This is a genomic window from Roseateles sp. NT4 (assembly GCF_051857475.1).
Lineage (GTDB): Bacteria > Pseudomonadota > Gammaproteobacteria > Burkholderiales > Burkholderiaceae_C > Pelomonas.
Map to the genome: position 1 here is coordinate 450,405 of NZ_JBPZGZ010000001.1, position 25,958 is coordinate 476,362.

The 25,958-nt window shown below is 67.9% G+C and carries 15 protein-coding genes; 10 read left to right on the top strand and 5 right to left on the bottom strand.

Annotated features, from left to right (window positions below):
• Entirely contained in the window at positions 1-522 is a 522-nt protein-coding gene (locus tag ACS5PN_RS02120) for an O-acetyl-ADP-ribose deacetylase (protein ID WP_439462295.1), read from the bottom strand.
• Positions 523-527: 5 nt separating this feature from the next.
• Positions 528-1,271 (bottom strand): NUDIX hydrolase, encoded by a 744-nt coding sequence (locus ACS5PN_RS02125; RefSeq protein ID WP_439462296.1) that lies wholly within the window; start codon positions 1,269-1,271, stop codon positions 528-530.
• Positions 1,272-1,362: 91 nt separating this feature from the next.
• Between ACS5PN_RS02125 and ACS5PN_RS02130 the strand changes: the two genes are divergently transcribed.
• The 5 genes from ACS5PN_RS02130 (at position 1,363) to ACS5PN_RS02150 (ending at position 5,365) form a co-directional block, all read left to right on the top strand.
• Positions 1,363-2,400 (top strand): SPFH domain-containing protein, encoded by a 1,038-nt coding sequence (locus tag ACS5PN_RS02130; RefSeq protein WP_439462297.1) that lies wholly within the window; start codon positions 1,363-1,365, stop codon positions 2,398-2,400.
• The gene (locus ACS5PN_RS02135) at positions 2,384-3,316 is read left to right on the top strand and encodes a sugar kinase (protein WP_439462298.1); all 933 of its coding nucleotides are present in this window, start codon (positions 2,384-2,386) and stop codon (positions 3,314-3,316) included. Before ACS5PN_RS02130 ends, ACS5PN_RS02135 begins: the two co-directional genes overlap by 17 nt.
• 38 nt (positions 3,317-3,354) lie before the next feature.
• Positions 3,355-3,933, top strand: a complete 579-nt coding sequence (locus ACS5PN_RS02140) for an RNA 2'-phosphotransferase (RefSeq protein ID WP_439462299.1) — start codon at positions 3,355-3,357, stop codon at positions 3,931-3,933.
• On the top strand, positions 3,930-4,289 hold the full coding sequence (locus tag ACS5PN_RS02145) for a hypothetical protein (protein ID WP_439462300.1): 360 nt from the start codon (positions 3,930-3,932) through the stop codon (positions 4,287-4,289). The genes ACS5PN_RS02140 and ACS5PN_RS02145 overlap by 4 nt, the downstream gene beginning before the upstream one ends.
• A gap of 98 nt (positions 4,290-4,387) precedes the next feature.
• On the top strand, positions 4,388-5,365 hold the full coding sequence (locus ACS5PN_RS02150) for a hypothetical protein (protein ID WP_439462301.1): 978 nt from the start codon (positions 4,388-4,390) through the stop codon (positions 5,363-5,365).
• A 10-nt stretch (positions 5,366-5,375) separates the two neighbouring features.
• Here the strand turns inward: ACS5PN_RS02150 and ACS5PN_RS02155 are convergent, their stop codons facing one another.
• Positions 5,376-6,179: a glycosyltransferase family 2 protein gene (locus tag ACS5PN_RS02155; protein WP_439462302.1), complete on the bottom strand. Its 804-nt coding sequence runs from the start codon at positions 6,177-6,179 to the stop codon at positions 5,376-5,378.
• A 126-nt stretch (positions 6,180-6,305) separates the two neighbouring features.
• On the opposite strand from ACS5PN_RS02155, the gene ACS5PN_RS02160 reads away from it, so the two are divergent.
• From ACS5PN_RS02160 to ACS5PN_RS02180, 5 genes are all read left to right on the top strand, one after another.
• The gene (locus tag ACS5PN_RS02160; RefSeq protein WP_439462303.1) at positions 6,306-7,037 is read left to right on the top strand and encodes a glycosyltransferase family 2 protein; all 732 of its coding nucleotides are present in this window, start codon (positions 6,306-6,308) and stop codon (positions 7,035-7,037) included.
• A gap of 73 nt (positions 7,038-7,110) precedes the next feature.
• Positions 7,111-7,800 (top strand): glycosyltransferase family A protein, encoded by a 690-nt coding sequence (locus ACS5PN_RS02165; protein ID WP_439462304.1) that lies wholly within the window; start codon positions 7,111-7,113, stop codon positions 7,798-7,800.
• Between the two features lies 1 nt (position 7,801).
• Positions 7,802-8,569, top strand: coding sequence for a class I SAM-dependent methyltransferase (locus tag ACS5PN_RS02170; RefSeq protein WP_439462305.1), 768 nt, complete (start codon positions 7,802-7,804; stop codon positions 8,567-8,569).
• Positions 8,570-8,571: 2 nt separating this feature from the next.
• Positions 8,572-9,375 carry a hypothetical protein gene (locus ACS5PN_RS02175; protein ID WP_439462306.1) on the top strand — a complete coding sequence of 268 codons (804 nt, stop codon included), beginning with the start codon at positions 8,572-8,574 and terminating at the stop codon, positions 9,373-9,375.
• The gene (locus ACS5PN_RS02180; RefSeq protein ID WP_439462307.1) at positions 9,359-10,405 is read left to right on the top strand and encodes a GSCFA domain-containing protein; all 1,047 of its coding nucleotides are present in this window, start codon (positions 9,359-9,361) and stop codon (positions 10,403-10,405) included. Before ACS5PN_RS02175 ends, ACS5PN_RS02180 begins: the two co-directional genes overlap by 17 nt.
• On the opposite strand, the gene ACS5PN_RS02185 is transcribed toward ACS5PN_RS02180, so the two are convergent.
• A complete protein-coding gene (locus ACS5PN_RS02185) occupies positions 10,402-11,169 on the bottom strand; it encodes a DUF2306 domain-containing protein (RefSeq protein WP_439462308.1) in 768 nt (255 codons plus the stop codon). The two genes, ACS5PN_RS02180 and ACS5PN_RS02185, sit on opposite strands and share 4 nt — an antisense overlap.
• Positions 11,170-11,366: 197 nt before the next feature.
• Complete coding sequence (locus ACS5PN_RS02190; protein ID WP_439462309.1) at positions 11,367-25,745, bottom strand: hypothetical protein; 14,379 nt, start codon at positions 25,743-25,745, stop codon at positions 11,367-11,369.
• Positions 25,746-25,958: the final 213 nt, after the last annotated feature.

The following is a 25,958-nucleotide window of genomic DNA, read 5'->3' on the forward strand; positions in this document are numbered from 1 at the left end:
TCATTGTGCAAGGTTGGCAGCGTCCAGTGCGGCGCGGTAGACCGCCAGATCCCGCTCGGAAAAACAGCAGAAGCTCACCTCCGACGGAAGCTCGTTGTCGCGCAGCCATTGCTGGACGCATTGCACGGCGACCTGGGCGGCGCTTTGAATGGGATAACCGTAGGCGCCCGTGCTGATGCTGGGGAAGGCCACCGACTTCAGGCCTTGATCCCTCGCGATGCTCAGACAGGCGGTGTAGCAACTGCGCAGCAGGGCCTCCTCACCTCGGCCGCCACCATGCCAGACGGGCCCCACGGTATGGATGATGTGCGCGGCGGGCAGGCGAAAGCCCGGCGTGATCCTGGCCTGCCCGGTCTTGCAGCCGTTCAGCTTGCGGCAGGCATCGAGCAGCTCGGGGCCGGCAGCGCGGTGGATGGCGCCGTCGACACCGCCGCCGCCCAGCAGCGATGAGTTGGCGGCGTTGACGATGGCGTCGACGGCCAGCGTCGTGATGTCGGCGTGGAGGGCGCGGATCTGCTTCATGGCGGTCAGCCTTTCTGGCGCGGGCTGAAGGTGCGCGGGAAGAGCACGGGGCTCGTGCGGTCCTTCAGGCGGTAGCCCATGGGCGGCCGGTTGGAGTCGCTCTCGACGAAGCCCACCTCTTCCAGGAAATCGGCCGCCATCATGCGCGTGCGAAAGCCGCTCTTGTCGACGGGCCGGCCGAGCACGACTTCATAGGTGCGCTGCAGCTGGGGCAGGGTGAAGCGTTCGGGCAGCAGGAACGCCGGCAGCGAGGTGTATTCGACCTTGCTGCGCAGGCGCTCGACGGCCGTCTGCAGGATGTCCGAGTGGTCGAAGGCCAGGCCGGGCGCGGGCAGCAGTTCGTCGACGTCGAACCAGGCCACGTCGGCCGCATTGGCACCCTTGGCCAGTTCGAGGTCGCGCGCGGGAATGAGGGCGAAATAGGCATGCGTAGCCGACCAGCCTCGCGGGTCGCGCCTGGCGCTGCCCCAGCTGCCCAGCTGCTCCAGATAGGGTGAGTCGACGCCGGTCTTCTGCAGCAGCTTGCGCCGTGCGCAGGCCAGCAGGTCCTCGTCCAGGTCGACGTTGACGAAGCCGCCGGGCAGGGCCCACAGGCCGGGATGGGGCTCGGCCGTGTCGGAGGGGCGCTGCACCAGCAGCACCTTCAGCGCGTCCTTCAGCACCGTGAAGATGACGACGTCCACCGTCGTGTAGGGGCGGGGAAAGTCGTTGCCGGGCACCGCGGCCTTGCTGCTTGCCTTGCTCGCCATGGATCGCTGGCCTCTTGACGTTCTCGGATGTTGGTTGTACTGTACACCTTATAAAGATGTATTGAACAACTTATCAACGAGAGGAAAGGCCATGTTCGGCATTCGCTTCATCAAGTCCCAGCCCACCACGCATCTGATGCAGTTCCGGGGCGGCAAGCTCGCGCGCCAGGGCGCGGGGCTGTCCTTCTACTACTACGCGCCGACGACAACCCTGGTCGCCGTGCCCGTGGCCAGCCACGACCGGCCCTTCATGCTGGACCTGGTGACCTCGGACTTCCAGAGCGTCACCGTGCAGGGCCAGGTGACCTATCGCATCAGCGAGCCGCAGCGCACGGCAGCCCTGATGGACTTCTCGCTGCGCGCCGACGGCAAGACCTATGCGTCCGAGGATCCGGCCCGCCTGGCCGACCGCGTTGCCCAGCAGGCCGAGGTCATCGTGCAGCAGGCCGTGCAGGCCCTGGACCTCAAGCAGGCGCTGCGCTCCTCGGCCCTCATCGCACGCACGGCCCAGCGCGAACTGGGCGTGCAGCCGGAGATCCAGGCGCTGGGCCTGGAGATCCTCGGCGTGTCCATCCTCAGCGTGAAGCCGACGCCGGATATCGCCCGGGCGCTGGAGGCCGAGGCGCGCGAGTCCAATCTGCGCGCAGCCGACGACGCGGTCTACTCGCGCCGCATGTCGGCCGTGGAGAAGGAACGCGCCATCCGCCAGAATGAGTTGGACACCGAGATCGCCGTCGAGCACAAGCGCCGCGAGATCAGCGAGACCAAGCTGGAGGCCAAGGCGGCCTTGATGCGCAAGGACAACGGCCTGCGCGCCGAGCAGATGGACGCCGACATCGAGCTGGAGGAAAGCCGCAAGGCCTTCGTTACCGGCCAGGCGGCCAACAGCCGCACCCTGGCCGAGGCCGAGGCTCACCGCGTCGCCAGCGTCATGACGGCGCTCAGCCAGGCGGACACGCGCGTGGTGCAGGCGCTGGCGGCGGTGGGCATGCAGCCGGCCCAGCTGATCGCCCAGGCCTTTGGCGGCATCGCCGAGAACGCCGAGCGCATCGGCCAGTTCAATATGGCGCCGGAGCTGCTGCAGGCGCTGCTGGGGGCGGAGGGAGGCGCGCGTGGCCGCAGCCAATGAACGCAAGGTCGTGCTGGTGACGCGCAAGACCCGGCTGGAAGAGCTGGTCGCGAAGTACCACACCCTGGGCCAGGCGCGCTTCTACATCGAGCACCTGGGTGCCGACTTCACGGACTATGTGCAGGAGAACCTGGCCTATGGCGAGAGCCTGCATCAGCTCTGCGCCACGTTGCGGGACTGGGGGCGGCACCAGGTGCTGGACCGGGCCCTGCTGCCGAACTTCGTGTTCGCGCCGGACGACATCGTGATAGCTCTGGGCCAGGATGGCCTGGTGGCCAACACGATGAAGTACCTGGAAGGCCAACCGCTGATCGGCGTGAATCCCGAGCCCCGGCGCTGGGACGGCTCGCTGCTGCCCTTCGAGCCCTCGCATCTCGACGCCTTGCTCAGGGATGTGGCGCGAGGGCGGCGGCCCACCAGGGCGGTGACCATGGCCCAGGCGCGCCTGTCCGACGGCCAGACCCTGCGCGCGGTCAATGACCTCTTCATCGGGCCTCGCAGCCACACCTCGGCGCTGTACGACATCGCCCTGGGCGACCGGCAGGAGCAGCAGTCGTCGTCGGGCGTCATCGTCTCGACCGGCCTCGGTTCCACGGCCTGGTTGAAGAGCGTGATGACGGGATCGATGGCGCTGGCAGGTGCGTGCGGCGCCAGCAATGCCGGCGAGTACCGGCCCATGGACTGGGACACCGACCACCTGACCTTCGCCGTGCGCGAGCCTTTCCTGACCCAGCGTACCCAGGCCGGCCTGGTCCATGGCCAGGTGACGAAGGCGGCTGCGCTGCGGCTGCGCTCCAGAATGCCCGAGAACGGCGTCATCTTCTCGGACGGCATGGAGTCCGATTTCCTGCGCTTCACGGCCGGCATCGAGGTGACGGTGAGCGTGGCTCAGACGCAAGGGGTGCTGGTGCACTGACCTCGAAGACCTACCGTCAGTCCAATCGCGACTGGCCGATGGGTGAAAACGAAAAGATCAACGAAATGAATTCCAAGTCCCAGCTGACCAGCGTCAGCAAATTCCTCAGCCTGGTGCTGAGACACGAACCGCATCGCATCGGCATCACCCTCGACGAGGCCGGTTGGACCTTGGTCGACGAACTGCTGCTGAAAGCCGCGGCTGTCGGTCGGCCGATCTCGCGCGACCTGCTGGATGAAATCGTCGCGGGCAGCGACAAGCAGCGCTTTGCCTTCAGCGAGGACGGCCTGTGCATTCGCTCCAACCAGGGGCACTCCATCGAGATCGACCTGGACCTGCCCACGGTCGAGCCACCAGACGTCCTGTTCCATGGCACCGCGTTGCGCTTCATCGAGTCCATCCTCAAGAGTGGACTGGAGCGACGCGAGCGACACCATGTGCATCTGACGCAGGATCGTCAGACGGCGGCGGCCGTCGGCCAGCGCTATGGCCAGCCGGTGATCCTGCGCATCGACGCTCGGGCGATGTCCGCCCGAGGACATCAGTTCCGCTGCTCCGCGAACAGCGTTTGGTTGACGGACGCCGTTCCGGTCGAGTTCATTCAGGTGGATCCATGAGCGACACCGTCACGCTGTACCGGCCCACCGGGCCGCAGGAGTTGGCGCTGGTGGCCAGCAGCGGCTATCGCCGTTGGCCGCCCCGCCTGCCCGACCAGCCCATCTTCTATCCCGTGACCAACGAGGCCTACGCCGTCGAGATCGCTCGCGACTGGAACATGCCCAGCAGCGGCGTCGGCCATGTGACCCGCTTCCAGGTGCGCAAGAGCTTCATGGATCGCTACCCGATCCATGTCGTCGGCGCTGCCCGTCATTCGGAGTGGTGGGTGCCCGCCGAGGACCTGGAGGCATTGAACGACGAGATCGTGGGTCTGATCGAGGTCATCCAATCGTTCGAGCCATCAAGACCCGAGTGAGGCCAGGCGCCGATCGGTGAATCTGCACCCCGGCGCTTGTCGCCCGCTGGTGCCCCTAGACTGCCGCCTCATTCCTACAGCACCAGGGAGAGCGGCCGATGAGCCAGCAGATTCCGACCGATTTCGAAGCGGCCAAGCCGCATCTGCGTCCACTGCTGCGCGGCCGATGGCATGTGGAGGTGCCGCGGCTGCGGGCCCAGATCGAAGGTGCGTCCTACGACGGCCATCTGGCCTCCATGCCCTTCAGCCAGGACGCCGTGGTCCTGCTGGGCTATGACCTGCCGGAGCGCACCGAGCACATTGCTCCCGAGCACCTGGCCGCCTGGGGCATTTCCTTCCAGCAGGGCTTGAAGGTCGCCATCGCCAACCTGCGAGCCCTCAGCGAACCCAAGTTCCACACCCTCAAGAGCGGTGCGCGGGTGAGCGATTGGCCCGACGGCTACGACGCCTCCCGAATCCTGCTGCCCGAGGTCATGCGCCAGTGCGGCATCGATGGCGATCTCATCATGATGGTGCCGTCGCGGCGCGCCGGCATCCTGGTTGCATCCGCCAGCTCGTTGGAGGCGCAGCTGTGGATGCTGGGCTGCTCACGTCAGTTGATCGAGGAGCAGGGCGGCCTGATTTCCGCGGCCATGTTCCGCTACCAGGACCGGCGTGTGACCAGCTACCAGCCGTCGGACCCGCATCTGGCGAGCAAGCTGGGGGAGCTGCAGAAGGTCGCCGCCCACGCCCTTTATGGCGAGCAGAAGGAAGCGCTGCAGGCCCTGCATGCCAAGCAGGGCAAGGACATCTTTGTCGCGAGCTACAAGGTCGTCGAGCGCCCCGGATCCTGGCTGTCGGCCTGTTCCTGGACCAAGGGCATCACTTCGCTGCTGCCCAAGACCGATCTGGTCAACATGGTGGTCGTCGACCCCACCGGCGGCGACCGGCACCAGGTCAAGATCCTCGAGTGGGAGACCGCGCGCCAACTGGCGGGCGAGCGCCTGCGCGAGGTCGATGCCTTTCCGCCGCGCTATCTGGTGTCCGAGTTCCCGCCGGACGAGGCCCTGGCCAGCGTGCCGGCAGCCAAACTGTGAGCGCGGCGGCCTAGAACCACTCCACCGGCAAGGCCAGGCCCACGCTGGTGAGCAGGCCGGCCCGGGCGGTCTTCAGCTCGGTCGTCGGAGCCGGCCAGCGGCGGTAGACATGCAGGAAGTCCAGCACCACCGTGGTGTTGTTGGACGCCTCCTGCTGGCCGCGGCGGGCACCGGGGTTCACATAGTCCTTGTGCATGACGGCGCCGCCGCCGGCGACATGGCGGGGCAGGGCGCGCGAGCAGACGCCGAGCAGCCAGTCCCAGTCCTCCTGCGAGGCCAGGTGGGCGTCGAAGGTGAGCCCCTGCAGCAGGCTGCGCCGGTACGCCAGGCAGTGCAGGGGAATGAAGTTCTTGACCCACAGCGTGTTGACGTCGGCCGCCGCCAGGGGCGTGGTCTGGCGGCCCAGTTCAGGGATGCCGGGCTGCTGGCGGTCCTCGGTGACGACCGTGATGTCGGTGAAGAGCAGTTGCGCGTCGGCGCGCTCGCAATGCGGCTTCAGCGTCGCGAGGTGATGGGGTTCGAAGGTGTCGTCATCGTCCAGGAAGATGACCCATTCGCCGCGCGCCATCGCCAGGCCGCGGTTGCGGCTCTCGGCCGGGCCTGATGCGCCGGTGCGCTTCAGGAAACTGTCGGTCGGGCCCAGGTCGCGGGCGACGACGGTGGCGGTCTCGGCGTCCAGCGCGTCGGCCACCAGCAGGATCTCGAAGTCCGCGCAGGTCTGGGCCCGCAGCGAGGCAATGGCCCGCGCCAGCGTGGCCGGCCGGTTGTGCGTGGCCATGACGATGGAGAAGAAGGGGGCGGTGGACGCGCTCATGACGGGCGATGCTAGCCCGGTGCTCGGGCTCGACGCAGCAATGTTGCGCTACAGATGCGGGTCAGTTCGACACATTGAGCCGGCGGCCGCGCTCGTAACATCCCGCCAACTTCCTGGAGAGAGGCTGTGGCTTCCATTGCCGTCATCATCCCCACGACCGGAGATGCCCTTGTGCGCGAGGCCATCGCCTCGGTGCTTGCGCAGACGGCGCCCGAGGTGGTGCCCTATATCGTCATCGACGGTCCCGGCTTCCTGCCCGCCTTCCAGGCCGCGACGGCCGGCATGGATCTGTCGCGCTGCCACGTCATCACCCTGCCGGTCAATGTGGGCGGTGGTGGCTTCTACGGCCACCGCGTCTATGCGGCCTTCTCACATCTGGTCAACACCGAGCTGATTGCCTATCTCGACCAGGACAACCGCTTCCACCCTGACCACCTGGCCCACCTGACCGCGGCGCTGACCGATGGCCGCTGGGACTGGGGCTTCGCGCTGCGCCGCGTTGTCGCGCCCACGGGCGAGCCGCTGATGGACGACGAGTCCCAGAGCGTCGGCCCCTGGGGTTCGGCCAAGCCCTATCCGCTGGTCGACACCAACTGCTATCTGCTCAAGACTGAGGTGGCCCACAAGGTCGCGAGTTATTTCCATGGCGGCTGGGGCCAGGACCGGGTCTTCTATGCGGCCCTGTCCCAGCTCTTTCCCAACTACGGCTGCTCGGGCGCCTTCACGGTGGACTACCGCACCCGCGAGGACCTGCAGCCCAAGGTCGTCGAGCTGCTGACGCGCGAGAACGCCGCCATCCGCCAGAAGTTCGGCGGGCGCCTGCCCTTTGTCGGCCAACCGACGAAGGCTGCCGCATGAGCGCCGCGCCGGGCCGCCCCAAGCAAGCTCGCGCCCGCTTGGCGGGACAGGCCGAAGGCCGAAGGGTGCACCCATGAGCAAGGTCGAGTTCAGCACCCTGTACTGGGACAACACGCCGCCCGATCAGATGCGCGTCCACCGCGCGGTGATGAGCAAGTTCGACATCGACGTCCGCTACTACGAAGAGAACACCGCCCACGGCAGCTGGCTGGACCGCGTCACCGCCGCCAGCACGGCCGACGTCATCGGCTTCTTCGATTCCGACTGCGTGCCCCTGTCCAAGGAAAGGGTGCAGGCCTGCATCGACTATGTGGTCAAGAACGACAGCTTCTGCGGCATCGCCCAGGTGGCCAACCACCTGCTGCCGCGCACCCATGTCTACGCGGCGCCGGCCTTCTTCCTGATCACGCGCAATTGCTGGGAACGCCTGGGCCGGCCCAGCTTTGTGCACAACCCGCGCTCGGACGTCGGCGAGGAGATCACCCGCGCCGCGGAGATCCTCGGCCAGCGCTTTCGCTGCCTCTACCCCGACAGCTTTGAGCGCGAGCCGCGCGAGGGCCTCTGGCCGCTGGGCAACTACGGCTACTACGGCATAGGTACGGTCTTCGACCAGACCGTCTACCACCTCTACCAGGGCCGCTTCGCCGGCAATCTGCAGCTCTTCATCCAGCGCTGCGAAGAGATCGTGGCCGGCACTTTCAGCAGCGCCGGCCACACTTCAGCCCGCCTCTTCGACTACGCCGGGCGCATTGCCGGTGTCTGACATGCGCGAATACCGCCACCGCCTTGTGACCGCGGGCCAGTCCTCGCCGCTCTACCTGTCCGACGTGCCCATCCTGTGGCTGCGCAAGCTGGCCGAGGCCAATGGACGGCCGCTGTCGGTGCTGGACGTGGGCTGCGGCCTGGGCGACCAGATGCGCCGCATCCGCCAGCAACTGCCGCAAGCGCTGGCACGCGTCGGCGGCGTGGATTGGTCGCCGGCCACCGTGCGCTTCCATGCGACTTCGGGCATCTATGACGAGATGCTGCCGGCCGACTCCGCGGCACTGCCCGCGGCCGACCAGTCCTGGGACGTGGCGCTGTCGATGGAGAACCTAGAACACCTCTACGGCGAGCAGTCGGTGGCGGCCATCGGCGAGCTGGCCCGCGTGGGGCGCTTCGTCATCATCACGACGCCGGTGCCCCGCGACGTCGTCAACCGCGCCTGGCTGCACGGCGAGATCGCCGAGGCCGAGGGTGATCCGCTGCCGCTGCCGGCGCAGGAATACACCTGCCTGGAGAGTGCGGTGCACAAGTCCGCCCTCGATCCGCAGTCCATGGCTGCCGCTGGTTTCACCCTGGTGCAGACGTCGCCCGAGCATGGCCATTACTTCGCCCCGGCGCAGCAGGTGCGCGTCGAGCAGATCCGCTGCCTGGGCATCGCTGAAGTGCCGGCGCCCGAAGGCGACGACCACCGTGCTCGCTATGTGGCGCTGCTGCGCGCCTCGCTGGCGCTGGGCGATCGCCTGGCCCAGGCCTGGCCGGGGCGCTGAACATGCGGCGCTTCGCCGTCATCGGCAGCTCCCACCTCTTCGGGCTGATCCAGCACTACGTCGGCCCGGTCGACTCGGGCGCCTACCAGTTCGTCTGGGACACCGGCCGCCCCGCGGTGGCCGAACTGCCGCTGGGTGTCGAGGGCTGGCGGGGCGACTTCGTCCTCTACAACACGCCGGCGGGCGGCCCGCCGCCGCTGCTGAAGGACAACGTCCTCTACATCCCGCCCCAGCTGACCGAGATCCTCGGCGCCATACCCGCCGAGGCCGAGGTCGTCTTCTCGCTGATGCGCGGCCAGGAGTTCGCCATCTCCCAGCTTGTCGACGACCCTTCGCATGCCGACTTCCTCGACGAGGATGGTGGCTTCGAGCCGGGCCGGCGCTGGATGTCGCGCGCCGATGCGCTGGCCTGGGCCGCTGACGTGGCCCGGCCACTGCTGACGACGCATCTGGCGCTGCGCCAGCAGTTCCCGCGCGCCCGCCTCGTGCATCTGCCGGCACCGCCGCCCATCGAAGACGAAGCCCACATCCGCGTCAATGCCGAGGGCTTCGGGCCGCTGTTTGCCCAGCATGGCGTCAAGCCCTTCGCGATGCGGCTGCGCTTCTACGGGTTGATGTATCAGGAACTGAACCGGCAGCTCGCGGCCCACGGCATCCTGAGCCTGCTTCCTCCGCCTGCTTCGCTGACGCCGGCCGGTGGTTTGAAGGCCGAGCACGCACGCGGCTGCCTGCATGGCAACGAGTGGTATGCCCAGGGCCTGGCCGAACAGATCCGCGAGGTGCTTGCGCATGCCCCATCCGTATGAACACCTGCCACCGCAGGCCTTCTGGCGCAAGACCGTCAGCGCCCAGGCCTGGGGCCAGCTCGACTTCAAGCCGAGCACCAAGTTCAAGCTGACGCCGTCGTTGAAGATCGCCACGGCCGGCTCCTGCTTCGCCCAGCACATGGCCAAGCGGCTGGAGAGCTTCGGCCTCAGCCATTGGGTGGTGGAGCAGGCACCCGCGGGGATGACACCAGAACGGGCGCGTGAGCTGCAGTACGGCGTGTTCTCGGCCCGCTATGCCAATGTCTACACGGTGCGCCAGCTGCGCCAGCTCGTCGAGTTCGCCTTCGGCTTGCGTGAGGGCGACCCGCCGGTGCTGACCGAGAAGGGCCGCTTCTTCGACGGCCTGCGCCCGCGTGTGCAGGCGGGTGGCTACGATTCGCTGGCCGACCTGCGCGCCGACCGCGCCTGGCATCTGACCCAGGTGCGCCGCCTCTTCACCGAGTGCGATGTCTTCGTCTTCACCCTGGGCCTCACCGAGGCCTGGGTGCAGCAGGGCAGCGGTGTCGTCTTCCCAGTCTGCCCTGGCACGGCGGCCGGCGAGTTCGATGCCGACCAGCACGGCTTTGTCAACTTCGAGTACCCGGAGATCCTGGCCGACCTGGAATGGGTGCGCGAGTTCGTGGCCGGCGTGAACCCGGGCCTGCGCTGGATCGTCACCGTGTCGCCGGTGCCGCTGGTGGCCACGGCCACCCACCATCCGGTCATCGTCGCATCCAGCTATTCCAAGGCCGTGCTGCGCGCGGTGGCCGGGCGGTTTGCCGACACGCATGCCGACGTCGAGTACTTTCCCTCCTTCGAGATCATCTCGTCGGCCCAGAGCTTCGGGCAGTACCTCGAGGGTGACCTGCGCGAGGTCTCGCCGCGCGGTGTGGACCATGTGATGCGCCAATTCTCCGCCGCCTTTGTCGAGGCGGGTGAGCGCGTGGCCGCGGCGGCGTCGAGCATCTCTGCCCAGGCCGCCGCGGCGGCCCAGGTCGAGTGCGAAGAGCTGCTGAACGACCGGCCCTAGACCAGCCTCGGCAGCCACATTCCCATCGTCGCGCCGAAGATGCCGCCGGCCGTCGCCAGGCTGAGCAGCACCAGCGTCAGCGCCAGCACCATGGCCCGGCCGCGGGCGCGCAGATAGAGCTCCAGCACCAGCAGGGGCAGCAGGAACTGCGCAAAGCTCAGCGCATAGACAAAGGGGCCGGTGAAGGTCTTGGGATCGAAGCCCACGGGCGCGCGCCAGACCATCAACCACAGCATCAGGCCGACGCGGAAGAACCAGACGCCGTTGACGGCCATGAAAAGGCGCAGCGCCCAGCGCCGGTGTTCTGTGAACCGCCGCGCCCGCGCCTCGCGCCAGGCCAGCCAGGCAAACGCCAGGATGAAGAGGCCATTCAGGCTGATGGCGGCATGCATGACAAAGCCGCCGACCGTGCCCTTGACCCAGACGAGGTAGAAGCCGCTGAGGGTGCCCAGCACGGCGCCCACCATGAAGACGCGGCCCAGGTTGCGGTGCAGGGCCGGCAGGCGGCGGCGCAGCGGCGGGATGAGCTGCAGCACGCCGATGGCTGTCATCAACAGCGCGAAAACGAGATGCACGCTGAGCAGGGCATTGCCCAGCAGGTCGCCGGCCACCCAGCGCGATTCGCCCGGCGGCCCACCGAGGGCGGCGCGACCATAGCTGATGCCGATATAGCTGGCGAAGATGGCCAGGCCGGTGGCGGCGACAAGAAACCAGAGGCCGGCCGCGGTGGTGACCGGGCGGCCGGCTGAGCTGACGCTGTTCATGAACGCTCCCTGAGGCTGGAACGGCGCGCATTCTTCTCAGCGCCTCAGGCGGGGTCGTGCTGCGGCCGACAGGCTGCACGGCGGCTTTGACGAAATGCCGCCATTCGCGACAGGCCGCAATGAGAGCGGGCCCTGGAGATCGCTCCCCAGGGCCCGCGGGGCCGGCTTCCCAAGCCGGCGTCAGGAGATCAGTGCGGTCAGATCCAGTTGCCGCCGTTGTTGCGACGGTGCTCGTCTTCCTCGGCCAGCTTGCGGTCGATGGCCGCCAGGTGGGAGTCGGCCGACGGATGCGGCACGGCGGCCTTGGCCAGGTCGACATGCTCGGCGCCGAGCAGCGGAGCGGTCGGCGCCGCCAGCACGTCGTGCAGGCTGAGCGTGGCGTCCTTGCCGTCGTCGGCCTTCTGCGGCTGCACGTCCTTGCTGAACCAGACGTCGGCCACTTCGTGCTTGCCGCCGTCGGTGCTGGTGTAGCTGGACACCAGGCCGATGAGGTTGCCGTGGTCGCTGCCCGAACCCTTGGCGGCGTTCAGGTCGATGGAGGCCACACCCGCTTCGTCCAGCGTCTTCAGCTCGCCGGCGTCGGTCTTGCCGTCGTGGTTGGCGTCGACCCAGACCTTGAGTTCCTTCCAGTTGGCATCGAGCTTGTCCAGCTTGCCGTCGTGGTTGCTGTCCTGCTCGGCCATGGCGGCATAGCCGTCCTTGGCGTGCTTGCCATTGGCCAGGATGGTGCCCATGCCGAACAGCTCGCTGCCGTTGTTGATGATGCCGTCATGGTTGCGGTCCATGACGAGCAGGCCGTCGCCACCGGCCACCCAGCCCACCTTGTCGGTGTGGCCGGTGCCGATCAGGTCGAAGTTGACGCCCTGGGCGGCAGCCAGCGTGTTGATGCCATGGCCGTCCAGGTCCAGCACGATCGGGGTCTTGGAGAAGTAGGCGTCGAGCTGGGCGCCGTTCATCTCGCCGACGGCCGCATTGGTCAGCGCGTCGAGCTGGCTCATGCTCATCGCGGCGATGTCGCGGGTCTCCAGGCCATGGACCTGGTCGGTCGTGAGGGCATGGACCTGGTCGGTCGTCAGCGCGGCGGCCTGGTCGGTCGTCAGCGCGGTGATCTGGGTCACCTTCAGGGTCGCAAACGCAGCCGTCGTGATGGCGTCGATCTGCGCATTGCTCAAGGCCGCGAAGTTGGCCGTGGTCAGGGCGCGCAGGTCGTCGGTCTCCAGACCCTTCATCTGGTCGGTGCTGAAGGCCTGGACCTGGCTCGAGTTCATCACCGAGAACTGCGAGGCGGTGAAGGAGTTCAGGTCGTCGGTGGCCAGGTGGTTGATCTGGCTGGTCGTCAGCACGTTGACGCGGCCGCCCAGGCCGGTCAGCTGGTCGGTCGTCAGCGCGGCCAGCTGGGTGTCGGTGATGGCACGCAGCGAGGCCGTGGACAGTTTGGCCAGGTCGGTGGCGTCGATGGCGACGATCTGGTCGGTGGACAGCGAAGCCACATGGGCCGTCGACAGCATGGAGATCTGCGCCGAGTCCATGGCCTTCATGTCGGCGGCCGAGAAGCCGTCGAGCTGGCTGGTGGACAGCGAGAACACCTGGGCCGTCGTCAGGGCCGCGATGTGGTCGGTCGACATGGCCGCGAACTGGTCGGAGTCCAGGCCGGCCAGGGCCGACGTCGTGATGGCGCGCAGGTCGGCCGTCTCGAGCTTGCCGACCTGGGCGGTGGTCAGCGAGCCGATCTGGTCGGAGTTCAGCGCGGCGAACTGGCCGGTGCCCAGGGCGTTCAGGCTGTCGGTGGCGAGGTGGCTGAGCTGGCTGGTGTTCAGCGCCTGCGCCTGGGTGGTCGACAGATTGGCGAACTGGCTGGTGCTCAGGCTGTTCAGGTCGGCCGTGCCCAGGGTGTGGATCTGGTCCGTCGTCAGGTTGTTGATCTGCGTGCTGCTCAGGGCGCGCAGCTGGTCGCTGGTGAAGGCGTCGAGCTGGTCGGAACTGAGGGTGCGCAGGGCCGCCGTGGACAGCGACTTGATGTCGGCGGTCTCGATGGCGGCGATCTGGGCCGTGGACAGCACATCCGCCTGGACCGAGTTGATGGCCGCGATCTGGGTCGAGGTCAAGGCGATCATGTCGCCCGTGCTCAGGCCCTGGATCTGCGTCGTGCCCAGAGCGCCGATCTGCGTCGCCGTCATGGAACCGACGGCGTCGCTGGCCAGGGCCGCGACCTGGTCGGAACTCAGCGCGTTCAGCGCGGCGGTGGACACCGCGCGCAGGTCAGCCGTTTCGAGCTTGCCGAGCTGGGCGGTGGTCAGTGCACCGAACTGGCTGGAGTTCAGCGCCGCGAACTGCGCCGTGCCCAGGGCATTCAGGTTGTCGGTTGCCAGGTTGGCGAGCTGGCTGTTGGTCAGCGCCTGGACCTGGGTGGACGACAGATTGCCGAACTGGCCGCTGGTGAGGCTGTTCAGGTCGGCCGTGCCCAGGGTGTTGATCTGGCTCGTCGTCAGGCCGTTGATCTGGTTGCTGGACAGGGCGCGCAGCTGGTCGCTGGTGAAGGCGTCGAGCTGGTCGGACGACAGGTTGCGCAGGGCCGCCGTGGACAGCGACTTGATGTCGGCCGTTTCGATGGCGGCGATCTGGGCCGTGGACAGCGTGCCGGCCTGGGCCGAGTTCAGCGCGGCGACCTGCGAGGAGGTCAGGGCCACCATGTCGCCGGTGCTGAGGCCCTTGATCTGGGCGGTGCCCAGGGACCCGATCTGTGCCGTCGTCAGTGTGCCGACGGCATCGCTGGCCAGGGCGCCGATCTGGTCGGAGCTCAGCGCATTCAGGGCCGCCGTCGTCACGCCGCGCAGGTCGGCGGTCTCGAGGTGGCTGAGCTGGCCGGTGGTCAGTGCGCCGAACTGGCTCGACTGCAAGGCGCCGAACTGCGTCGAGTTCATCGCGTTGAGGCTGTCGGTCGTCAGGTTGCTGATCTGCGTGCTGGTCAGCGCCTGGACCTGGGCCGTGGACAGGTTGGCGACCTGGCTGGTCGTCAGCGAGTTCAGGCTGGTCGTCGACAGGTTGACCACCTGCGGCGCCGTGGTCAGCGCATTGAGCTGGGCCGACGACAGCGCGCGCAGCTGGTCGCTGGTCAGCGCGGCGAGCTGGTCGGTGGACAGGTTGCGCAGCGCCGCCGTGGACAGCGATTTCATGTCGGCCGTCTCGATGGCCGCCAGCTGGGCGGTGGACAGGCTGGCCGCCTGCGTCGAGTTGATGGCGGCGATCTGGCCCGAGGTCAGGGCCACCATGTCGCCCGTGGTCAGGCCCTGGATCTGGGCCGTGCCGAGACCGGCGATCTGGGCCGTGGTCATGGCGCCGACGGCGTCGCTGGCCAGGGCATGGATCTGGTCGGATGACAGGCCGTTCAGGGCGGCCGTGGTCACGGCACGCAGGTCCGCGGTCTCGAGCTTGCCGAGCTGGGCGGTGGTCAGCGCACCGAACTGGCTGGAGTTCAGCGCAGCAAACTGGCTGCTGCCCAGGGCGTTCAGGTTGTCGGACGCCAGGTTGGCGAGCTGGGTGTTGTTCAGCGCCTGGACCTGGGCCGTCGACAGGTTGGCGAACTGGCCGCTGCTCAGGCTGTTGAGGTCGGCCGTGCCCAGGGTGTTGACCTGAGCCGTCGTCAGCGAGTTGATCTGGCCGCTGGACAGGGCGCGCAGCTGGTCGCTGGTGAAGGCGTCGAGCTGGTCGGACGACAGGTTGCGCAGGGCACCGGTCGTCAGCGACTTGATGTCACCGGTCTCGATGGCCGCGAGCTGGGCCGTCGACAGGCTGCCGGCTTGGGCTGAGTTGATGGCGGCGACCTGGGCCGAGGTCAGGGCCACCATGTCGCCCGTCGTCAGGCCCTTGATGGCATTGGCACCCAGGGAGGCGATCTGGGCCGTCGACATCGAGCCGACGGCATCGCTGGCCAGCGCACCGACCTGGTCGGAGTTCAGGCCGTTCAGCGCGGCAGTGGTGACGGCGCGCAGGTCGGCCGTCTCCATCTTGGCGAGCTGGTTGGTCGTCAGCGCACCGAACTGGCTGGAGTTCAGCGTCGCGAACTGCGCCGAGCCCATCGCGTTCAGGTTGTCCGTCGTCAGGCTGCTGAGCTGGGTGTTGGTCAGGGCCTGGACCTGGGCGGTGGACAGGCCGGCGATCTGGCCGGTCGTCAGCACGTTGAGGTCGGCGGTGCCCAGGTTGACCACCTGCGGCGCCGTCGTCAGCGCATTCAGCTGGGCGGAAGACAGGGCGCGCAGCTGGTCACTGGTCAGGGCGTCGAGCTGGTCGGTCGAGAAGTTGCGCAGGGCAGCGGTCGACAGGGCCTTGATGTCGGCCGTCTCGATGGCCGCGATCTGGGCCGTCGACAGGCTGGCCACCTGGCTGGAGTTCAGCGCGGCAACCTGGCCCGAGGTCAGGGCCACCATGTCGCCGGTCGTCAGGCCCTTGATGGCGTTGGCGCTCAGCGAGGCGATCTGGGCGGTCGTCATGGAGCCGACGGCGTCGCTGGCCAGGGCACCGATCTGGTCGGACGACAGGCCGCTGAGGGCCGCGGTCGTGACGGCGCGCAGGTCGGCGGTCTCGAGCTTGGCCAGCTGGGCCGTGCTGAGGCCGCTGAACTGGCCGGAGTTCAGCGTCGCGAACTGCGAGGTGCCCAGGGCATTGAGGTTGTCGGTCGCCAGATTGGCGAGCTGGGTGCTGGTCAGCGCCTGGACCTGGGCCGTGGACAGGTTGGCGAACTGGCTGCTGGTCAGGCTGTTGAGGTCGGCCGTGCCCAGGGTGTTGACCTGGCTGGTCGTCAGCGAATTGATCTGGCCGCTGGACAGCGAGCGCAGCTGGTCGCTGGTGAAGGCGTCGAGCTGGTCGGAGGACAGATTGCGCAGGGCGCCCGTCGCGATCGACTTGATGTCGGCCGTCTCGATGGCAGCGATCTGGGCGGTGGACAGGGCGGCGGCCTGGGTCGAGTTGATGGCGGCGACCTGCGAAGAGGTCAGGGCCACCATGTCGCCCGTGGTCAGGCCCTTGATCTGGGCCGTGCCCAGCGCAGCCACCTGGGCGGTAGCGAGCGAGCCGACGGCATCGCTGGCCAGGGCGCCGACCTGGTCGGAGCTCAGGCCGTTCAGCGCCGCGGTGTTCACCGCACGCAGGTCGGCCGTCTCCAGCTTGCTCAGCTGGGCCGTGGTCAGCGCACCGAACTGGCTGGACGACAGGGTCGCGAACTGGGCCGAGCCCATGGCGTTCAGGTTGTCGGTCGTCAGGCCATGCAGCTGGTCGGTCGTCAGGGCGCGGATCTGTGCAGTCGACAGATTGGCGATCTGGCCGGTCGTCAGCACGTTCAGGTCGGACGTCGACAGGTTGTTGACCTGCGGGCTGGTCGTCAGCGCATTGAGCTGGGTCGAGCTCAGGGCGCGCAGCTGGTCGCTGGTCAGCGCGTCGAGCTGGTCGGTGGAGAGGTTGCGCAGGGCGCCGGTGGAGATGGCCTTGACGTCGGCGGTCTCGATGGCGGCGATCTGGGCGGTGGACAGCACACCGGCCTGGTTGGAGTTGATGGCGGCGATCTGGCCCGAGGTCAGGGCGACCATGTCACCGGTGGTCAGACCCTTGACCTGGTCGGTACCGAGCGAGGCGACCTGGTTGGTCGTCAGCGAGCCGACGGCGTCGCTGGCGAGGGCGCCGATCTGGGTGGAGTTCAGGCCATTCAGGGCGGCGGTTGTGACGGCACGCAGGTCGGCCGTCTCGAGCTTGCCCAACTGGCCGGTGGTCAGCGAACCGAACTGGCTGGAGTTCAGGGCCGCGAACTGGGCGGTGCCCAGGGCATTCAGGTTGTCCGTCGTCAGGTTGCTGAGCTGGGCGGTGTTCAGCGCCTGGACCTGGCCCGAGGACAGGTTGGAGAACTGGCTGCTGGTGAGGCTGTTCAGATCCGCCGTGCCCAGGGTGTTGACTTGGGCTGTCGTCAGCGAATTGATCTGGCCGCTGCTCAGCGAGCGCAGTTGGTCGCTGGTGAAGGCATCCAGCTGATCGGACGACAGATTGCGCAGGGCACCGGTCGCGATCGACTTGATGTCGGCCGTCTCGATGGCGGCGACCTGGGCCGTCGACAGGGCGGCGGCCTGGGTCGAGTTGATGGCGGCGACCTGCGAGGAGGTCAGCGCAATCATGTCGCCGGTCGTCAGGCCCTTGATCTGGGCCGTGCCCAGGGAGCCGATCTGGGCCGTCGTCATGGAGCCGACGGCGTCGCTGGCGAGGGCGCCGATCTGGTCGGAGGACAGGCCGTTCAGCGCTGCCGTGGTCACGGCGCGCAGATCGGCAGTTTCCATGTGGCTGAGCTGGGCCGTGGTCAGGGCTCCGAACTGGCTGGACGACAGCACGGCGAACTGGGCCGAGCCCATGGCGTTCAGGTTGTCGGTCGACAGGTTGCCGAGCTGGTCGGTCGTCAGCGCGCGGATCTGCGCCGTCGACAGATTGGCGATCTGGCCGGTCGTCAGCACGTTCAGATCGGCCGTGCCCAGGCTGGTCACCTGCGGGCTGGTCGTCAGCGCGTTGAGCTGAGTGGACGTCAGCGAACGCAGTTGGTCGCTGGTCAGCGCGTCGAGCTGGTCGGTGGAGAGGTTGCGCAGGGCGCCGGTGGAGATGGCCTTGACGTCGGCGGTCTCGATGGCGGCGATCTGGGCGGTGGACAGCACACCGGCCTGGGCGGAGTTGATGGCGGCGATCTGGCCCGAGGTCAGGGCGACCATGTCGCCGGTCGTCAGACCCTTGACCTGGTCCGTGCCCAGGGACGCGACTTGCGTCGTCGTCAGCGAGCCAACAGCGTCGCTGGCGAGGGCGCCGATCTGGGTCGAGTTCAGGCCGTTCAGGGCGGTGGTCGTGACGGCGCGCAGGTCGGCCGTTTCCAGGTGGCCGAGCTGGCCGGTCGTCAGCGAACCGAACTGGCTGGAGTTCAGGGCTGCGAACTGGGCGGTGCCCAGGGCGTTGAGGTTGTCCGTCGTCAGGTTGCTGAGCTGGGCGGTGTTCAGCGCCTGGACCTGGCCCGAGGACAGGTTGGAGAACTGGCTGCTGGTGAGGCTGTTCAGGTCGGCCGTGCCCAGGGTGTTGATCTGGGCGGTGGTCAGCGAGTTGATCTGGCTGCTGGACAGCGAGCGCAGCTGGTCGCTGGTGAAGGCGTCGAGCTGGTCGGACGACAGATTGCGCAGGGCCGCGGTGGACAGCGACTTGATGTCGGCCGTCTCGATGGCCGCGATCTGGCCGGTGGAGAGGGCAGCAGCCTGGGTCGAGTTGATGGCGGCGACCTGCGAGGAGGTCAGGGCGACCATGTCACCCGTGGTCAGGCCCTTGATCTGGGCCGAGCCGAGGGCCGCGACCTGTGCCGTCGTCATCGAGCCGACCGCGTCGCTGGCCAGCGAGCCGATCTGGTCGGAAGACAGGCCGTTCAGAGCCGTCGTCGTGACGGCGCGCAGGTCGGCGGTCTCGAGGTGGCCGAGCTGGCCAGTGGTCAGCGCGCCGAACTGGCTGGAGTTCAGTGCGGCGAACTGGGCTGTGCCCAGCGCGTTCAGGTTGTCGGTCGCCAGATTGGCCAACTGGGTGTTGGTCAGGGCCTGGACCTGGCCGGAAGACAAGTTGGCGAACTGGCTGCTGGTCAGGCTGTTGAGGTCGGCCGTGCCCAGGGTGTTGATCTGGGCGGTCGTCAGCGAGTTGATCTGGCTGCTGCTCAGGGCGCGCAGCTGGTCGCTGGTGAAGGCATCGAGCTGGTCTGACGACAGATTGCGCAGGGCCGCGGTCGAGATGGACTTGATGTCGGCCGTCTCGATGGCGGCGATCTGGGCCGTGGACAGCGTGCCGGCCTGGGTCGAGTTGATGGCGGCCACCTGGGCCGAGGTCATGGCGACCATGTCACCCGTCGTCAGGCCCTTGATCTGGGCCGAGCCCAGCGAGGCCACTTGAGAGGTCGTCAGCGAGCCGACGGCGTCACTGGCGAGAGCGCCGATCTGGTCGGAGTTCAGGCCGTTCAGGGCCGCTGTGGTCACGGCGCGCAGGTCGGCCGTCTCCAGATGGCCGAGCTGGCCGGTCGTCAGCGCGCCGAACTGGCTGGAGTTCAGCGCCGCGAATTGCGACGTGCCGAGGGCGTTCAGGTTGTCGGTCGCCAGATTGGCCAACTGGGTGTTGGTCAGGGCCTGCACCTGGCCCGAGGACAGGTTGGCAAACTGGCTGCTGGTCAGGCTGTTGAGGTCGGCCGTGCCCAGGGTGTTGACCTGGGCCGTCGTCAGCGAATTGATCTGGCCGCTGGACAAGGAGCGCAACTGGTCGCTGGTGAAGGCGTCGAGCTGGTCGGAGGACAGATTGCGCAGGGCACCGGTCGTGATGGACTTGATGTCGGCCGTTTCGATGGCGGCGATCTGGGCCGTCGACAGCGTGCCAGCTTGCACGGAGTTCAGCGCGGCGATCTGGCCGGAAGTCAGGGCGATCATGTCGCCGGTCGTCAGGCCCTTGACCTGGTCGGTGCCCAGCGAAGCCACCTGGGCCGTCGTCAGCGAGCCGACGGCATCGCTGGCCAGGGCGCCGATCTGGGTCGAGGTCAGGCCGTTCAGGGCGGCCGTGGTGACGGCGCGCAGGTCGGCCGTCTCGAGCTTGCCGAGCTGGCTGGTGGTCAGCGAACCGAACTGGCCGGAGCCCAGCGCCGCGAACTGGGCGGTGCCCATGGCGTTGAGGTTGTCCGTCGTCAGGTTGCTGAGCTGATCGGTGGTCAGCGCACGGACCTGTCCCGTCGACAGATTGGCGATCTGGCCGGTGGTCAGTGCATTCAGGTCGGCCGTGCCCAGGTTGACGAGCTGCGGGCTGGTAGTCAGCGCATTCAGCTGGGTCGATGTCAGGGCGCGCAGCTGGTCGCTGGTCAGGGCGTCGATCTGGTCGGTGGACAGGTTGCGCAGGGCGGCCGTCGACAGGGCCTTGATGTCGGCCGTCTCGATGGCGGCGATCTGGGCCGTCGACAGGGCCGCGGCCTGGGTCGACGTGATGGCGGCGACCTGGGCCGAGGTCAGAGCGACCATGTCGCCCGTCGTCAGGCCCTTGATTTGGGCCGTGCCCAGGGCCGCGACTTGCGCCGTCGTCATGGAGCCGACGGCGTCGCTGGCGAGGGCGCCGATCTGGTCGGAGTTCAGGCCGTTCAGCGCCGCGGTGGTGACGGCACGCAGATCGGCCGTCTCGAGCTTGCCGAGCTGGCCGGTCGTCAGCGCACCGAACTGGCTGGAGTTCAGCGTGGCGAACTGGGCGGTGCCCAGGGCATTCAGGTTGTCGCTCGCCAGGTTGGCGAGCTGGGTGTTGTTCAGGGCCTGGACCTGGCCGGTGGACAGGTTGGCGAACTGGCCGGTCGTCAGGCTGTTCAGGTCAGCCGTGCCCAGGGTGTTGACCTGGCTGCTCGTCAGCGAGTTGATCTGGCTGCTGGAGAGCGAGCGCAGCTGGTCGCTGGTGAAGGCGTCGAGCTGATCGGAAGACAGATTGCGCAGGGCGCCGGTCGTGACGGACTTGATGTCGCCGGTTTCGATGGCGGCGATCTGGGCGGTGGACAGGGTGCCGGCTTGTGCCGAGTTGATGGCCGCGACCTGCGAGGAGGTCAGGGCGATCATGTCACCCGTGGTCAGGCCCTTGATCTGGGCCGTGCCCAGCGAGCCGACCTGTGCGGTCGTCATCGAGCCGACGGCGTCGCTGGCGAGGGCGCCGATCTGGTCGGAGTTCAGGCCGTTCAGCGCCGCCGTCGTGACGGCGCGCAGATCAGCGGTTTCGAGATGGCCAAGCTGGCCCGTCGTCAGGGCGCCGAGCTGGCTGGAATTCAGGGCCGCGAACTGGGCCGTGCCCAAGGCGTTCAGGTTGTCGGTCGCCAGGTTGGCCAACTGCGTGTTGGTCAGGGCCTGGACCTGACCGGAGGACAGGTTGGAGAACTGGCTGCTGGTCAGGCTGTTGAGGTCAGCCGTACCCAGGGTGTTGACCTGGCCTGTGGTCAGCGAATTGATCTGGCTGCTGGAGAGCGAGCGCAGCTGGTCGCTGGTGAAGGCGTCCAGTTGGTCGGACGACAGATTGCGCAGGGCGCCGGTTGTCAGCGACTTGATGTCGCCGGTCTCGATGGCGGCGATCTGGGCGGTGGACAGCGTGCCCGCCTGGGCCGAGTTGATGGCGGCGACCTGGGCCGAGGTCAGGGCGACCATGTCACCCGTGGTCAGGCCCTTGATCTGGGCCGTGCCCAGGGAGCCGATCTGCGCGGTGGACATCGAGCCCACGGCATCGCTGGCGAGGGCGCCGACCTGGTCGGAATTCAGTCCGTTCAGCGCCGCCGTCGTGACGGCACGCAGGTCGGCCGTCTCGAGCTTGCCGAGCTGGCCGGTCGTCAGGGCGCCGAACTGCGAAGACGACAGGGACGCGAACTGGGCCGAGCCCATGGCGTTCAGGTTGTCCGTCGTCAGGTTGGCGAGCTGGGTGTTGGTCAGGGCCTGGACCTGTGCGGTCGACAGGTTGGCGATCTGGCCCGTCGTCAGCACGTTGAGGTCGGCGGTGCCGAGATTGACGAACTGCGGGCTGGTGCTCAGCGCATTGAGCTGGGCCGAGGACAGGGCGCGCAGCTGGTCGCTGGTCAGGGCATCGAGCTGGTCGGTCGAGAAGTTGCGCAGGGCGGCTGTCGACAGGGCCTTGATGTCGGCCGTCTCGATGGCAGCGATCTGGGCGGTGGACAGGCTGCCGACCTGGGCCGAGGTCAGCGCGGCGACCTGGGCCGAGGTCAGGGCGATCATGTCGCCCGTGGTCAGGCCCTTGATCTGCGCCGAGCCGAGAGAGGCGATCTGCGCGGTCGTCATCGAGCCCACGGCATCGCTGGCGAGAGCACCGATCTGGTCGGAGTTCAGGCCATTCAGCGCGGCGGTCGTGACAGAGCGGAGGTCGGCGGTTTCCAGATGGCCCAGCTGGCCGGTGGTCAGCGCGCCGAACTGGCTGGAGTTCAGCGCCGCAAACTGGGCCGTGCCCAGCGCATTGAGGTTGTCCGTCGCCAGATTGGCAAGCTGGGTGTTGGTCAGGGCCTGAACCTGGCCCGAGGACAGGTTGGCGAACTGGCCGCTGCTGAGGCTGTTCAGGTCGGCCGTACCGAGGGTGTTGACCTGGGCGGTCGTCAGCGAGTTGATCTGGCTGCTGGAGAGCGAGCGCAACTGGTCGCTGGTGAAGGCGTCGAGCTGGTCGGACGACAGATTGCGCAGGGCACCGGTCGTGATGGACTTGATGTCGGCCGTTTCGATGGCGGCGATCTGAGCAGTGGACAGCGTGCCGGCCTGTGCCGAGTTGATGGCCGCGACCTGCGAGGAGGTCAGGGCGACCATGTCACCCGTGGTCAGGCCCTTGATCTGGGCCGTGCCCAGAGCCGCCACTTGGGCGGTCATCAGCGAGCCGACGGCGTCGCTGGCGAGGGCGCCGATCTGATCGGAAGACAGGCCGTTCAGGGCCGTCGTCGTAACGGCGCGCAGGTCGGCCGTCTCGAGATGGCCGAGCTGGCCGGTCGTCAGCGCGCCGAACTGGCTGGAATTCAGGGCCGCGAACTGGGCCGTGCCCAGCGCGTTCAGGTTGTCCGTCGCCAGGTTGGCGAGCTGGGTGTTGGTCAGGGCCTGGACCTGGCCGGAAGACAGGTTGGCGAACTGGCTGCTGGTCAGGCTGTTCAGGTCGGCCGTGCCCAGGGTGTTGATCTGGGCAGTCGTCAGCGAGTTGACCTGGCTGCTGGACAGGGCGCGCAGCTGGTCGCTGGTGAAGGCGTCCAGTTGGTCAGACGACAGGTTGCGCAGGGCGCCCGTCGTGATCGACTTGATGTCGCCGGTCTCGATGGCGGCGATCTGGGCGGTGGACAGGGTGCCCGCCTGGGCCGAGTTGATGGCCGCGACCTGGGCCGAAGTCAGGGCGACCATGTCACCCGTCGTCAGGCCCTTGATCTGGGCCGAGCCCAGCGAAGCGACCTGGGCCGTGGTCATCGAACCGACGGCGTCGCTGGCGAGAGCGCCGATCTGGTCCGAGGACAGGCCATTGATGGCCGCGGTCGTCACCGCACGCAGGTCGGCGGTTTCCAGTTGGCCGAGCTGACCGGTGGTCAGGGCGCCGAACTGGCCGGAGTTCAGGGCGGCGAACTGGGCCGTGCCCAGGGCGTTGAGGTTGTCCGTCGCCAGGTTGGCGAGCTGGCTGTTGGTCAGGGCCTGAACCTGGCCCGAGGACAGGTTGGCGAACTGGCCGCTGCTGAGGCTGTTCAGGTCGGCCGTGCCGAGCGTGTTGATCTGGCTGGTGGTCAGCGAATTGATCTGGCTGCTGCTCAGGGCGCGCAGCTGGTCGCTGGTGAAGGCATCCAGTTGGCCGGACGACAGATTGCGCAGGGCGCCGGTCGTCAGCGACTTGATGTCAGCGGTCTCGATGGCGGCGACCTGGGCGGTCGACAGGGTGCCGGCCTGGGTCGAGTTGATCGCGGCCACCTGGGCCGAGGTCAGGGCGGTCATGTCGCCCGCGGTCAGGCCCTTGATCTGGGCCGTACCGAGCGAAGCGATCTGGGCCGTCGTCATCGAACCGACGGTGTCGCTGGCGAGAGCGCCGATCTGGTCGGAAGACAGGCCGTTCAGAGCCGCCGTCGTGACGGCGCGCAGGTCGGCGGTTTCCAGATGGCCGAGCTGGCCGGTCGTCAGGGCGCCGAACTGGCCGGAGTTCAGGGCCGCGAACTGGGCCGTGCCCAGGGCGTTGAGGTTGTCGGTCGCCAGATTGGCGAGCTGGCTGTTGGTCAGGGCCTGGACCTGGCCCGAGGACAGGTTGGCGAACTGGCCGCTGCTCAGGCTGTTGAGGTCGGCCGTGCCCAGGGTGTTGATCTGGGCCGTGGTCAGGCTGTTGACCTGGCCGCTGGACAGGGCGCGCAGCTGGTCGCTGGTGAAGGCGTCGAGCTGGTCGGACGACAGATTGCGCAGGGCGCCGGTCGTCAACGACTTGATGTCACCGGTCTCGATGGCCGCGAGTTGCGCGGTCGACAGATTGCCGGCCTGGGTCGAGGTCAGCGAGGCGACCTGGGCCGAGGTCAGGGCGACCATGTCGCCCGTCGTCAGGCCCTTGATCTGGGTCGCGCCCAGCGACGCCACCTGGGCCGTGGTCATCGAACCGACGGCGTCGCTCGCAAGTGCACCGATCTGGTCGGAGGACAGGCCATTCAACGCCGCCGTCGTGACGGCACGCAGATCGGCAGTCTCGAGCTTGCCGAGCTGGCCGGTCGTCAGCGCGCCGAACTGGCCGGAGTTCAGGGCCGCGAACTGGGCCGTGCCCAGCGCGTTCAGGTTGTCCGTCGCCAGGTTGGCGAGCTGGGTGTTGGTCAGGGCCTGGGCCTGGGCCGTGGACAGATTGGCGAACTGGCTGCTGGTCAGGCTGTTGAGGTCGGCCGTGCCCAGGGTGTTGACCTGGGCTGTCGTCAGCGAATTGATCTGGCCGCTGGACAGCGAGCGCAGTTGGTCGCTGGTGAAGGCGTCGAGCTGGTCGGACGACAGATTGCGCAGCGCGCCAGTCGTCAGCGACTTGATGTCGCCGGTCTCGATGGCGGCGATCTGGGCCGTGGAGAGGGCGCCGGCCTGGGCCGAGTTGATCGAAGCGATCTGGGCCGAGGTGAGGGCGACCATGTCGCCCGTCGTCAGGCCCTTGATCTGGGCCGTGCCGAGCGCGGCGATCTGGGCCGTGCCCATCGAGCCGACGGCGTCGCTGGCCAGGGCGCCGACCTGGTCGGAGGACAGGCCGTTCAGCGCCGCGGTGGTGACCGCGCGCAGGTCGGCGGTCTCCAGCTTCGCGAGCTGACCCGTGGTCAGGGCGCCGAACTGGCTGGACGACAGCACCGAGAACTGGGCCGTGCCCAGGGCGTTGAGGTTGTCGGTCGACAGATTGCCCAGCTGGGTGGCCGTCAGGGCCTGGGCCTGGGCCGTCGACAGGTTGGCGAACTGGCTGGTGGTCAGGCTGTTCAGGTCAGCCGTGCCCAGGGTGTTGACCTGGGCCGTGGTCAGCGAGTTGATCTGGCTGCTGGACAGCGAGCGCAGTTGGTCGCTGGTGAAGGCGTCCAGCTGGGTGGACGTCAGATTGCGCAGCGCGGCGGTGGTGATGGACTTGATGTCCCCCGTCTCGATGGCCGCAACCTGGGCCGTGGACAGGTTGCCGAGCTGGTTGGACGTCAGGGCGGCGATCTGGGTGGACGTCAGCGCCACCATGTCTGCACTGGTCAGGCCCTGGATCTGGACGGTGGACAGCGTGGCGATCTGCGCGGTGCTGAGGGCCTGGACCTGGTCGGTCTTGAGGGCCTGGATCTGGTCTGAGCTGAAGCCGACGATGGCGCTGGTGGCCAGGGCGCGCAGGTCTTCGGTCTGGAAGGCGCGGATCTGGTCGCTCTTCAGCACCGCCAGGCTGCTGGAGAGGATGACCGACGCTTGCAGTGTGGTGAGCGCAATCAGCTGGTCGCTGCTGAGAGCGGCGTAGTCCTCAGTCGTCCAGCCTCGGATCGTCGTCGTGGACAACGACGGGATGACTGAGGGCGAAATGCCAGGGATGACGGTTGACATGTTTTCTCACCTGTACTGATGGCCGCCATGTCTTGCGACAGGGCGGCCCTGGGCCATTGCTGACCCGCCTCCGGAACTGAAGGCGTTGTTCTGATCCGAGCCTGCGCCCGGGCGCGTCGAGCGACTCACCCGACGTGTCCGGGACACGAAAAATCCGAAATCCGGGGCCGCTCCGACCCGGCTGAGCTCGGGAAAACCCGAGTTCAATGCCGT